An 11,643-nucleotide genomic window follows, 5' to 3' on the forward strand; every position below is an offset into this window, starting at 1 on the left:
CCGGCCGGTTACTCGGGGGTTTGGTAGGGGGTAGCGCAGAAAGCTGGGTCGGATCAGGCTCTATCGGCTGGGGCATTGGCCGGGTGGGCGCCGCACACACTGCCAAGGTGATCTCTTGGAACGGTATAGCCAGTTACGGCGCCATTGCCATTGGCGCACCACTGGGCGTGGTCATGGTCGAGCACTTGGGCATGTGGAGTTTGGGCGTAAGCGTTATCGCCCTCGCCACACTGGGTTTGCTGTTGGCCCGACCGAAGCTGGCAGCGCCCATTGTCAGCGGCGTCCGCCTGCCGTTTCTGCATGTGCTAGGCCGGGTATTGCCGCACGGCACGGGTTTGGCACTGGGTTCAATTGGTTTTGGCACCATCGCCACCTTTATCACCCTGTACTACGCGACTAACCACTGGGAAAACGCCGCGCTGTGCCTGAGCCTGTTTGGCGCCAGCTTTATTGGTGCACGGCTCATGTTCGGCAACATGATCAACCGTATCGGTGGTTTCCGAGTGGCCATTACTTGCCTCAGCGTCGAGACGCTTGGCTTGCTATTGCTGTGGCTGGCACCCGATCCCCATTGGGCATTGGCGGGCGCGGCATTGAGCGGCTTTGGCTTTTCGTTGGTGTTCCCGGCGCTGGGTGTTGAGGCAGTTAACTTGGTGCCCGCGTCTAGCCGTGGCGCTGCCGTGGGCGCGTATTCGCTGTTTATCGACCTGTCTCTGGGGATCACCGGGCCATTAGTGGGCGCTGTGGCAGCGGGTTTTGGCTTTACCTCGATCTTCTTGTTTGCGGCGCTCGCGGCGTTTAGCGGGGTCTTGCTGAGTGTTTATTTGTATCGACAAGCGAAAACGGCACGGGGCGAGTAATGCGCGGGGCTTTGGGCTTTAAAAATCGACCTTGCCCCGCCCAGCTTTGATGTTGCCGCGCTTGGTCTTGGATTCTAGCCGACGCTTTTTTGAACCCAGCGTCGGCTTGGTCGGACGGCGCTTTTTCTCGACTTTGGTCGCGCTGACGATCAACTCGACCAGACGCTCCAATGCGTCCGCACGGTTCTGTTCCTGAGTGCGATATTGCTGAGCCTTGATGATCAACACCCCGTCACTGGTGATGCGACTATCACGCAGCGCCAGTAGCCGCTCTTTGTAAAAAGCCGGCAATGACGAGTTGGGGATGTCAAAACGCACATGTATCGCGCTTGAAACTTTATTGACGTTCTGCCCGCCTGCACCTTGGGCACGAATGGCCGTCAGCTCGATTTCGTCATCGGGGATGTGAACGTTGTTGGAGATTACCAGCATTACAAAAGGTCCTTCAGCAGGGCGTGCAGGATACCCCACAAACACCACACCCGGCGCGATGGCCGGGTGTGGTGCGAACTGCTCAGTTTATTTGGCTGAGCTGTAAGCGGCCGATGAGGCTTGCGCTTCACGCTTGGATTTTAACCAGTAGCAAAGGCCCATAAAGGCGACCCACACCGGTATTGCGAACACCGAGATGCGAATGCCCGGAATCAGCAACATGATCACCAGAATGAACGCGACAAACGCCACGCAGATGTAGTTGCCGTACGGATACCACAAGGCTTTAAACAGCGGCGTTTGCGCCGTTTTGTTCATGTGCTGGCGGAACTTTAAGTGCGAGAAGCTGATCATCGCCCAGTTGATCACCAACGTAGCCACCACCAACGACATCAGCAGTTCCAATGCGTCGTGCGGCATCCAGTAGTTGAGCAACACCGCAATCACGGTCACCGCGGCCGACGCCAAAATGGCATTGACCGGCACGCCGCGCTTGTCGATTTTCGACAGCGCCTTAGGGGCATCGCCCTGCTGCGCCATCCCTAGCAACATCCGGCTGTTGCAGTAGGTGCCGCTGTTGTAGACCGACAACGCTGCGGTCAGTACCACAAAGTTGAGGATGTGCGCTGCGGTGTTGCTGCCCAACATTGAGAACACTTGCACAAACGGGCTGCTGCTGTAGCTATCGCCACCGGCATTCAGGGTTTCAAGCAACGAGTCCCACGGGGTTAGCGACAGCAGAACGACCAGTGCGCCGATGTAGAAAATCAGGATCCGGTAGATCACTTGGTTGATCGCTTTAGGGATCACAGTGCGCGGTTTGTCGGCTTCAGCGGCGGTGAAACCGAGCATTTCTAGACCGCCGAACGAGAACATGATGAAGGCCATCGCCATCACCAGGCCGGTGACCCCGTGCGGGAAGAAACCGCCGTGCTCCCACAGGTTTGTGACCGATGCCTGAGGGCCGCCGCTGCCACTGACCAGCAAATAGCTGCCCAAGGCAATCATTCCGATAATGGCCACGACCTTAATGATCGCAAACCAGAACTCGGCTTCGCCAAACACTTTGACGTTGGTCAGGTTGATCACGTTGATCAGCAAGAAGAAGGCCGCCGCAGACACCCAAGTCGGGATCTCAGGCCACCAGTAGTGCACGTACTTACCGACCGCTGTCAGTTCTGACATGCCTACCAAAATGTACAGAACCCAACAGTTCCAGCCCGACAGGAAACCGGCAAAGCCGCCCCAGTACTTGTGGGCAAAGTGGCTGAAGGAGCCGGCGACAGGCTCTTCGACGATCATTTCGCCGAGCTGGCGCATGATCATAAAGGCGATAAAGCCGCACAGCGCATAGCCCAGAATCATGGACGGACCGGCCGATTTCAGCACCCCGGCTGAGCCAAGGAACAAACCGGTACCAATTGCGCCACCGAGGGCAATTAGCTGGATATGACGATTTTTCAGGCCGCGCTTTAGCTCACCTGATTGCGAGGTATTTCCACTCATTGAAAGCGTTCCACACAAGGTTTGATGTGATTCAGTGCGATGTAGCTTGAGCACCAGAGGCAGTGATCGAAGGTTCTACAACACACATCAAACCCCAGCGCAGACGCCAGGAATCCAAAGTTGTTTCACGAGTCATGCGTCACCTGTTTGTTTTTATCTGTGACGGAATCGAACCCGCAACGCTTGTGGCGATGCGGAATTAACAAGGCGGGTAAGCCTCGAAGTTTCTGCACCTCAGCCCTGGGCTGAGCCGCTAAAAACAGCGCGAATACGCAATAGGTCACAGTTAAAACTGCGGCGCATTGTACACGCGCTTGTAGGCAAGATCCCATCACACCGCCGTTTGCAACACGAAACAAGCCAAGTAATGATCGAAAGTGGTGCGAATCGCTCTTTTTATGGAAAGTTTTCTTTACGCAAGTGCCAAAACGCCTGCTTAACCCCGTTAACCGATTGATTTTGTAGACATAGCTTTACGAGGCGTAAAGAAATATTTCCAGATGACGGCGCAAATAAGATCAATGCGTTGTAGGAACTGCCGCAGGCTGCGATCTTTTGATCTTTAAAAGATTGCAGCCTTCGTGCCTCGGCAGCTCCTACACGAGATTCACCGGCTGCTTCCATAAAGGCAAATTGCGGGCATAAAAAAACGCCAACCCTTTTGGGGTTGGCGTTTTTTTGATTGCGCTAACGCTTACTGCGGTTTACGACGGCCAAAGCCTGGACGCTGACCGGAACCGGCCGGGCCGCTACGGCGCTTTCCGGACGGCGCATCATCAACCAGCTTTGGCCCAGAGCGCGTTGGCTTGGTGGGACGCTTGTTGATTTCGCTAGGACGCTCGGCCACTGGCGCACCACGATCGGTTGGCGCACGGTCTGTACGACCCGCTGGCTTGCGCGCAGGGCGGGTAGCTTCATCACGCGGCGCACGAGCTGGACGCTCACCTTCGATGTGCGGCTGACGCGCTGGGCGCGGTGCAGTCGGCTCACCATTGGCTGGGCGCAAGGTACGCGCAACGCGGTCTGCACGAGGCACAGGGCGCGAAGACTTACGCTGCATACGCTCAAGCTTGTCTTTGCTCTTGGCATTCATTTCAGGCAAGGCAACCGGCTTGAGGCCGACTTCTGCACTGAGAATGTCGATTTCGTACTGGCTCATTTCGCGCCAGCGGCCCATCGGCAGATCAGAGTTGAGGAATACCGGGCCGAAACGCACGCGCTTCAGGCGGCTAACCACCAACCCTTGGGATTCCCACAAACGACGTACTTCACGGTTGCGGCCTTCCATCACTACGCAGTGGTACCAATGGTTGAAGCCTTCGCCGCCCGGCGCTTGCTTGATGTCGGTGAAGCGCGCCGGGCCGTCTTCGAGCACAACGCCTGCCTTGAGGCGTTCGATCATCTCGTCGTCAACTTCACCCCGGACCCGCACCGCATACTCACGGTCCATTTCATAGGAAGGGTGCATCAGACGGTTAGCCAGCTCGCCATCAGTGGTGAACATCAGCAAACCGGTGGTGTTGATGTCGAGACGGCCGATGTTGATCCAGCGGCCTTCTTTGGGGCGCGGCAATTTGTCAAACACGGTCGGACGCCCTTCTGGGTCGTCACGGGTGCAGATTTCACCGTCGGGTTTGTTGTACATGATCACGCGGCGTACCGATTCGGCAGCCTCTTCGCGCTTGATCACCTTGCCATCAATGGAGATAGCGTCATGCAGATCGACACGCAGCCCGAGGGTGGCATCTTTGCCATTGACCTTGATGCGGCCTTGGCTGATCCAACTTTCTACGTCGCGGCGCGAACCCACGCCAATACGGGCGAGTACTTTTTGCAGTTTTTCGCCTGATGGGCCAATTTCTTGGTTGTCTTTAGGGTCTAGATCACTCATCTGGGCACCTCCCGGTGTGTCAACTCAGGCTTGGCCTGAGAAGTTAAAAATAGGTCCTGCGGCTCGAACGAGCGCTTGAGGGCCGAGCATCATACGCCGATGTTGGGCATTACGCATCAAAGCCTAGTCATGAAGTCGCAGACTTACTTCTTTTTCCGCCGACCGGTGGCTTTTAAAGCCTTCATACGCAGGGCCGATTCAGCCAATACGGCGCGTTTTTCATCTTTGTCGAGTTTCTTCCAGCTCTTGATTTCACGCTTGCTGCGCCCGCAGCCGATGCAGATGTCATCGGTGAACTTGCAGACGCTAATGCAGGGATTTTTCATGATGAAACCTCTTAACGCCCCGTAGGAGCTGCCGAAGGCTGCGATCTTTTAACGATCAAAAGAACACGAGCAAGCTCGTTCCTACAAAGGCGCGGTCAATCTTCGTGGTCCCGGCGTTCCTGTTCGATGGCTTCGGCCAATGCTTGCGCCTCAAGCTCTTCTTCGCTCAAGGCAGCGCGCGCTTCCAAAGCAGCTACCGCAGCGCGCAATCGCTCACGCGCCAGCTCTGCTGCACTGAGCCGCGGCTCAGACTCGGATTGAGGCTCTTCACTTGCCGCTTGAGACTCATCACTTGCAGCTTCTTCACTTGCCGCTTGAGGCTCTTCACTTGCAGCGACTTCTACCGTCTCGACTTCACGAAGTAAGTCATCAAAGTCAGTTTTAAGACCCTCCTCCATTGAATCCAGTTCCACCAACAAGGTGCGGAAGCTGGTTTCATCCTTAGGTTCTTCAGGCTCTAAGCTCTCGTCAGCCAAGGCTTGTAGGTGTTCAGGCACGGGAGCGTCGTCGAAGTCCAGAATCGGATCGGGCTCCAGCTCACGCAACTCGGCCAACGGCGGTAAGTCATCGAGGTTTTGCAGGTTGAAATGATCGAGAAAGGCTTTGGTGGTCGCAAACATCGCAGGCTTGCCGGGCACGTCGCGATAACCCACCACGCGGATCCATTCACGTTCGATCAGGGTTTTGACAATGTGACTGTTCACCGCCACGCCCCGCACGTCTTCAATCTCGCCACGGGTAATAGGCTGGCGATAGGCAATCAGCGCCATGGTTTCGAGCATGGCCCGCGAATAACGCTGCGGTCGCTCTTCCCACAACCGCCCCACCCATGGCGCAAACTTTTCGCGAATTTGCAGTCGATAGCCGGAGGCCACTTCTTTAAGTTCAAACGCTCTGCCGTCACAGGATTTACGCAGCAGGTCGAGGGCTTTTTTGAACACCGCCGGCTCAGGCCGCTCATGCTCTTCAAACAACTCAAACAGTCGCTCAAGGCTTTGTGGCTTGCCAGAGGCCAACAAAAAAGCCTCCAGCAGCGGGGCCAGTTCGCGAGGTTCAGTCAAATTCATGGTTTTAGCTCTTTATTCGGCTCGCGCCCGCACGTGGATTGCCGCAAAGGGCTCATTTTGCACCAGCTCGACCAGCGACTCTTTGACCAGTTCAAGAATGGCCATAAAGGTCACGACTACGCCCAGACGCCCCTCTTCAACGCTAAACAACTCAGCAAAGGGTACAAAACCGCCGCCTTTGAGGCGCTCCAATACTTCGCTCATGCGCTCACGGGTGGACAGGGCTTCACGGCTGACTTGGTGACTTTCGAACATGTCTGTGCGCCGCAGTACTTCGGCCATGGACATCAGCAGCTCTTCGAGCGCGACGTCCGGCACTAGCTTGCGGGCCTGCGCTTGCGGGGCATCGAGTTTTGGGACAATCACGTCGCGCCCTACCCGACTTAGGCCATCAATGCCCTCGGCAGCCGCCTTGAAACGCTCGTACTGCTGCAAGCGTCGGATCAGTTCGGCACGCGGGTCGCCTTCTTCCTCTTCGATTTCAGCCGAGCGCGGCAAGAGCATGCGCGACTTGATCTCGGCCAACATGGCCGCCATCACCAAGTACTCGGCGGCCAGCTCAAGGCGTACGGTCTTCATCAGCTCGACATACCCCATGTATTGGCGGGTGATTTCCGCCACCGGAATGTCAAGAATGTCGATGTTTTGCTTACGGATCAGGTACAGCAGCAAGTCGAGCGGGCCTTCGAAGGCATCCAGAAACACCTCCAGCGCATCCGGCGGGATGTACAGGTCCATCGGCATTTCAATGACGGCTTGGCCATAGACCATGGCAAACGGAAGTTCTTGCTGCGCGTCGGCCTGATCTTCAAGCGTTGCTGCAGTATGCAGGTCTGACATCAGGCCTCGACCATAAAGGGTGTTGGGTCGCCACAACCTTCCCGTATGACTTCGGGTTCATCATTCACTAGGCTAATAACGGTTGAGGCGTTATGACCTCCAAAACCACCATCAACTATCAGGTCGACTTGCTTTTCTAGGACGTCACGGATGATGTAAGGGTCTTCCATGGGCTCGGTTTCACCCGGCAGGATCAGCGTGACGCTCATCAATGGCTCGCCCAGTTCTTCGAGCAAGGCCAAGGCAATTGGATGCTGCGGAACGCGCATGCCGATGGTGCGTCGCTTAGGGTGCAGCAGCAGGCGCGGCACTTCACGGGTGGCATTGAGAATGAACGTGTACGGCCCTGGCGTGTGCGCTTTGAGCAAACGAAACACCTCGGTATCAACCTTGGCAAACAAGCCCAATTGCGACAAACCCGAGCACATCAACGTAAAGTTGTGTTTGTCATCTAAGTTACGCAGGCGCTTGATTCGCTCAATCGCGTTCTTGTCGCCCATTTGGCAACCCACTGCGTAGGACGAGTCAGTGGGATAAATCACCACGCCGCCCTTACGGATGATCTCAACCGCCTGCTTGATCAGGCGCGCCTGCGGGTTTTCAGGATGAATCTGGAAAAATTGACTCACGTTAAATTCCTGTTCGATCAGTGGCATCAGGTTGGTCATATTTAAATCGACACCACAATGGCGGCAGATCTTCCGGGATGGGGCGATATTCACCAATCTCGGACCAACCTCCAGGGCCGTGAAAATCACTGCCGGCAGTCACCAGCAGACCAAATTCACGCGCTAGAATCGCTAGGCTGCCCACTTGTTCAGCAGGTTGATAGCCGTTGACGACCTCTATTGCGTGACCTCCCGCTTGAATATAGTCGCCAATCAGCCGACGTCGCTTGCTACGCGTGAAATCATAGTGCGTCGGATGCGCCAAGCTGACCCAGGCGCCGGCTGCGCGCAAAGTGCCCACGGTGTCTTCAAGGCTTGGCCAATGCTGCTTAACGTCGCCCAGCTTGCCAGCGCCCAGCCATTTGCGGAACGCTTCGGCGCGGTCTTTGACATATCCGGCTTGCACCAGGTAGTCGGCAAAGTGCGGGCGGGCCGGGGCATTGCCGCTGTCGCCCAAGCCTTGCTGAATGGATCGAGCGCCTTCAAGGGCGCCCGGCATACCTTTGAGGGCCAGCTTGCGGCTGATTTCTTCCGCCCGCAGCCAGCGCCCTTCATGCAACTTGGCAATCGCATCGAGCAGTGCCGGGGCGTTGAGGTCAAAACCGTACCCCAGCACATGAATCGTTGCGCCGCCCCAGGTGCAGGACAATTCAATGCCGTTGATCAGCGTCATGTCCAATGCCAACGCCGCTGCGCGGGCTTCTTCAAGCCCCTCAAGTGTGTCGTGATCGGTCAGCGCTAGGACTCGCACACCTTTCTCGAACGCACGCGCAACCAGTACCGCCGGCGCTAATGCGCCATCAGATGCCGTGCTATGGCAATGCAAGTCTATTTCCACGGGGATTTAATAACCTCTAGCTGACGCTTTCGCTGCCATTGATGTTTGTTATTATGCCGCCACATCCTGCTTCTGGCTGCCACTGTGAAACAATTCATCGACTTCATCCCGCTGTTACTGTTTTTCGTTGTCTACAAAATCGAGCCACGCATGGTCGATTTCGCCGGGCATAGCTTCGAGTTTGGGGGTATCTTCAGCGCGACAGCGATGCTTATCCTCAGCTCCGTAGTGGTTTACGGCATTCTGTTCATCAAACAGCGCAAGCTCGAAAAGAGCCAATGGCTGACCCTCATGGCGTGCTTAGTATTTGGCAGCCTGACCCTCGCCTTCCACAGCGTCACCTTTCTTAAGTGGAAAGCGCCGGTAGTCAACTGGTTGTTTGCACTGGTATTTGCCGGTAGCCACTTTATAGGCGACAAGCCGCTGATCAAACGCATCATGGGGCACGCGTTGACCTTACCCGATGCGGTATGGGCTCGTCTGAACGTGGCTTGGATCGGTTTCTTCCTGTTCTGCGGCGCGGCCAATCTGTATGTGGCCTTTACCTATGAGAGCTTCTGGGTCGACTTTAAAGTCTTCGGCAGCTTGGGCATGACCGTGCTGTTCTTGATTGCTCAGGGCATTTATCTGTCGCGCCACCTGCATGACACCGATTCTGCACCGACCAACACTAAATCCGAGGACTGACATGCTCTACGCAATCATTTCCACAGACGTTGAAAACTCCCTTGAAACCCGCTTGAGCGTACGCCCGGCGCACCTTGAGCGCTTGACGCAACTCAAAGACCTAGGCCGTTTAGTCCTGGCTGGCCCGCACCCGGCCATCGACAGCAATGACCCAGGCCCTGCCGGTTTCTCGGGCAGCTTGGTGGTTGCTGAATTCGATTCCCTGAGCGACGCTCAAGCCTGGGCTGACGCTGATCCTTACGTAGCCGCTGGCGTTTACGCGAATGTGATCGTCAAACCCTTCAAAAAAGTCCTGCCATAATCGCCGCATCTTGGCCGGTCGCTGACGCTCACAGCGTTGGCGCTGGCTTAATCGAGTAAGCCATGAGTGACCTGTTACTGATAGATGATGACCAGGAGCTGTGCGAGCTGCTGAGCAGTTGGTTAAGCCAAGAAGGCTTTCAGGTACGCGCTTGCCACGATGGTTTGAGCGCCCGCAAGGCGTTACTTGATACCAGCCCAGACGCTGTAGTACTGGATGTAATGCTGCCCGATGGCAGTGGTCTGGAGCTGCTCAAGCAACTGCGCAACGACCACCCCGACCTGCCCGTGCTAATGCTCTCGGCCCGTGGCGAACCCTTAGACCGTATTCTCGGGCTCGAACTGGGCGCCGATGATTACCTTGCTAAGCCCTGCGACCCGCGTGAACTGACCGCCCGCCTGCGCGCCGTGTTGCGTCGCAGCCACCCTACGGCGGTGTCTAGCCAAATGGAGCTGGGCGATCTATGTTTTAGCCCGGTGCGTGGTGTCGTGACCATCAATGAACATGACATTACCTTGACGGTGTCTGAAAGCCGCCTGCTTGAAGCCTTGTTACGCCAACCTGGCGAGCCGCTGGACAAACAAGAACTCGCGCAAATTGCGCTGGGACGCAAACTGACCCTGTACGACCGCAGCCTCGACATGCACGTCAGCAACCTGCGTAAAAAAATCGGCCCGCACCCTGATGGCCGCCCGCGTATCACCGCACTGCGCAGCCGAGGCTACTTTTATAGCGCGTAGGTAACGGGCATCGACGACAAAAAAAGCGTTTATGTAAACCTCCCTCTAAAACCTCTTTACCTAAGCTTTACGCTCGGCTGACAGCCATTGACCTTGATCTCCTTAAACTGGGCGCATCCGGATTCACCGGAATCGAACCAAGGAGACACACCATGCGTAAGACTCTAATTGCTCTGATGTTTGCTGCAGCCCTGCCAACCGTCGCAATGGCTATGCCTGGTGGCGACGGCCCAATGGGTCCACGTCACGGCGCTGAACATGGTCGCGGCGATGCCCCTTACAGCCAACTGGATCTGAGCCGCGAACAGCGCCAGCAGATCGGCAAGTTGATGGGTCAGCAAATGCATGATCGCAAGCAACTGGTTGAGAAGTACCTTGAAAAGCTTCCAGCAGCCGATCAAAAAGCCTTAAAAGACGAAATCGCCGCCAAGCACCAGAAAACCCAAAGCGAGATTCGCGCGCTGCTCAAGCCTGATCAGCAAAAATCATTCGATGAAATGCAAAAGAAACGCGCTGAACGCCAAGCTGAATGGAAACAGTTCAAGGAGTGGAAAGCACAGCAAGCGCCAAAAGCGCAATAATCGACACTGTCACCCAGCCCAACGGCCTTCCGGCCGTTGGGCTTTAGTCGTTTACACCATCAACGTGTGAGGAATTACTGTGCGTTCACTGTTTTGGCGCATTCTGGCCAGTTTTTGGCTGGCGATAGCCTTAGTCGCCGGGCTGTCGATCCTGTTGGGGCACATGCTTAATCAAGATGCATGGATACTCAGCCGCCATCCCGGTCTCAATAATCTGGCGCAACAGTGGACAGAACGTTTTGAAACCCAAGGCCCAGAGGCCGCTCAAGCCTTTCTCGAACGCCGCAAACGCCGCTATCACATCGACGTGCAAGTACTCAATGAAAGCGGCGAACCGGCCGTCACCGGCACTTTCCCGCGCCGAGCAGCCGCTTGGGAAGCTCGCCAAGGCCAAGGGCACAGCAAGGAGCAACTGCCGTGGCGCCGTTTGACCGTCGAGTACACCAGCCCTAAGACCGCCGAGACCTATTTGCTGATTTACCGTATCCCTCACCCTGAGCTGGATGCCTGGCATCGTCAGAGCCTGATTTGGCCACTCAGCGCTCTGGGTATTGCGCTGGTGGTACTGACCTTATTCAGCTTGCTGGTCACGTTGTCGATCACTCGCCCGCTAAGTCGCCTGCGTGGCGCCGTACACGACCTGGGGCAAACCACTTACCAACAAAACAGCTTGGCGCAACTGGCATCACGGCGCGATGAATTTGGCGTGCTGGCCACTGACTTCAACCGTATGGGTGCGCGTCTGCAAAGTTTGATTGGCAGCCAGCGCCAATTACTGCGTGACGTGTCTCATGAACTGCGCTCACCCCTGGCACGCCTGCGCATCGCGCTGGCTTTGGCCGAACGCGCAAGCCCTGAAGACCGCGCAAAGCTCCGGCCCCTGCGGACTCGCCAGTGCGACCGTTT

Annotated in this window: 14 protein-coding genes; 6 read left to right on the forward strand and 8 right to left on the reverse strand. The window is 56.3% G+C overall.

The window, feature by feature from the left end; translation table 11 throughout:
- Positions 1–860, forward strand: an 860-nt coding sequence (locus AQS70_RS03540; protein WP_055101545.1) for an MFS transporter, incomplete at its 5' end; no start/stop codon positions are given.
- Positions 861–878: 18 nt separating this feature from the next.
- Here AQS70_RS03540 and arfB read toward each other — a convergent pair.
- From arfB to AQS70_RS03580, 8 genes are all read right to left on the reverse strand, one after another.
- Positions 879–1,292 (reverse strand): alternative ribosome rescue aminoacyl-tRNA hydrolase ArfB, encoded by a 414-nt coding sequence (arfB, locus tag AQS70_RS03545; RefSeq protein ID WP_055101546.1) that lies wholly within the window; start codon positions 1,290–1,292, stop codon positions 879–881.
- Between the two features lie 87 nt (positions 1,293–1,379).
- A complete protein-coding gene (locus AQS70_RS03550) occupies positions 1,380–2,798 on the reverse strand; it encodes an amino acid permease (protein WP_055101547.1) in 1,419 nt (472 codons plus the stop codon).
- Between the two features lie 694 nt (positions 2,799–3,492).
- Entirely contained in the window at positions 3,493–4,689 is a 1,197-nt protein-coding gene (gene rluB / locus AQS70_RS03555) for a 23S rRNA pseudouridine(2605) synthase RluB (RefSeq protein WP_055101548.1), read from the reverse strand.
- Positions 4,690–4,832: 143 nt separating this feature from the next.
- Complete coding sequence (locus AQS70_RS03560; RefSeq protein WP_055101549.1) at positions 4,833–5,015, reverse strand: DUF1289 domain-containing protein; 183 nt, start codon at positions 5,013–5,015, stop codon at positions 4,833–4,835.
- Positions 5,016–5,110: 95 nt separating this feature from the next.
- Positions 5,111–6,082 (reverse strand): SMC-Scp complex subunit ScpB, encoded by a 972-nt coding sequence (gene scpB / locus AQS70_RS03565; RefSeq protein WP_055101550.1) that lies wholly within the window; start codon positions 6,080–6,082, stop codon positions 5,111–5,113.
- Between the two features lie 12 nt (positions 6,083–6,094).
- On the reverse strand, positions 6,095–6,793 hold the full coding sequence (locus AQS70_RS03570) for a segregation and condensation protein A (protein WP_162233867.1): 699 nt from the start codon (positions 6,791–6,793) through the stop codon (positions 6,095–6,097).
- A 128-nt stretch (positions 6,794–6,921) separates the two neighbouring features.
- On the reverse strand, positions 6,922–7,551 hold the full coding sequence (locus AQS70_RS03575; protein WP_055101557.1) for an L-threonylcarbamoyladenylate synthase: 630 nt from the start codon (positions 7,549–7,551) through the stop codon (positions 6,922–6,924).
- 1 nt (position 7,552) lies between these two features.
- Positions 7,553–8,428, reverse strand: coding sequence for a PHP domain-containing protein (locus AQS70_RS03580; RefSeq protein ID WP_055101552.1), 876 nt, complete (start codon positions 8,426–8,428; stop codon positions 7,553–7,555).
- Between the two features lie 84 nt (positions 8,429–8,512).
- Here AQS70_RS03580 and AQS70_RS03585 point away from each other — a divergent pair, with 84 nt between their 5' ends.
- The 5 genes from AQS70_RS03585 to AQS70_RS03605 all read left to right on the forward strand — a co-directional run.
- The gene (locus tag AQS70_RS03585) at positions 8,513–9,115 is read left to right on the forward strand and encodes a septation protein A (protein WP_055101553.1); all 603 of its coding nucleotides are present in this window, start codon (positions 8,513–8,515) and stop codon (positions 9,113–9,115) included.
- A gap of 1 nt (position 9,116) precedes the next feature.
- The gene (locus AQS70_RS03590) at positions 9,117–9,416 is read left to right on the forward strand and encodes a YciI family protein (protein WP_055101554.1); all 300 of its coding nucleotides are present in this window, start codon (positions 9,117–9,119) and stop codon (positions 9,414–9,416) included.
- Between the two features lie 62 nt (positions 9,417–9,478).
- Positions 9,479–10,156 carry a response regulator transcription factor gene (locus AQS70_RS03595; RefSeq protein WP_055101555.1) on the forward strand — a complete coding sequence of 226 codons (678 nt, stop codon included), beginning with the start codon at positions 9,479–9,481 and terminating at the stop codon, positions 10,154–10,156.
- A gap of 152 nt (positions 10,157–10,308) precedes the next feature.
- The gene (locus AQS70_RS03600) at positions 10,309–10,737 is read left to right on the forward strand and encodes a Spy/CpxP family protein refolding chaperone (RefSeq protein ID WP_055101556.1); all 429 of its coding nucleotides are present in this window, start codon (positions 10,309–10,311) and stop codon (positions 10,735–10,737) included.
- Between the two features lie 79 nt (positions 10,738–10,816).
- The coding region (locus AQS70_RS03605) for a HAMP domain-containing protein (protein ID WP_156354986.1) at positions 10,817–11,643 on the forward strand (827 nt) is incomplete at its 3' end.

Source organism: Pseudomonas endophytica (assembly GCF_001411475.1).
GTDB lineage: Bacteria > Pseudomonadota > Gammaproteobacteria > Pseudomonadales > Pseudomonadaceae > Aquipseudomonas > Aquipseudomonas endophytica.

Excerpts from the sequence above, each read along its gene's own strand:
- AQS70_RS03600 (WP_055101556.1), top strand. The coding sequence starts at position 10,309 with ATGCGTAAGACTCTAATTGCTCTGATGTTTGCTGCAGCCCTGCCAACC.
- AQS70_RS03560 (WP_055101549.1), bottom strand. The coding sequence starts at position 5,015 with ATGAAAAATCCCTGCATTAGCGTCTGCAAGTTCACCGATGACATCTGC.
- AQS70_RS03595 (WP_055101555.1), top strand. The coding sequence starts at position 9,479 with ATGAGTGACCTGTTACTGATAGATGATGACCAGGAGCTGTGCGAGCTG.
- AQS70_RS03590 (WP_055101554.1), top strand. The coding sequence starts at position 9,117 with ATGCTCTACGCAATCATTTCCACAGACGTTGAAAACTCCCTTGAAACC.
- rluB (WP_055101548.1), bottom strand. The coding sequence starts at position 4,689 with ATGAGTGATCTAGACCCTAAAGACAACCAAGAAATTGGCCCATCAGGC.
- arfB (WP_055101546.1), bottom strand. The coding sequence starts at position 1,292 with ATGCTGGTAATCTCCAACAACGTTCACATCCCCGATGACGAAATCGAG.
- AQS70_RS03550 (WP_055101547.1), bottom strand. The coding sequence starts at position 2,798 with ATGAGTGGAAATACCTCGCAATCAGGTGAGCTAAAGCGCGGCCTGAAA.
- scpB (WP_055101550.1), bottom strand. The coding sequence starts at position 6,082 with ATGAATTTGACTGAACCTCGCGAACTGGCCCCGCTGCTGGAGGCTTTT.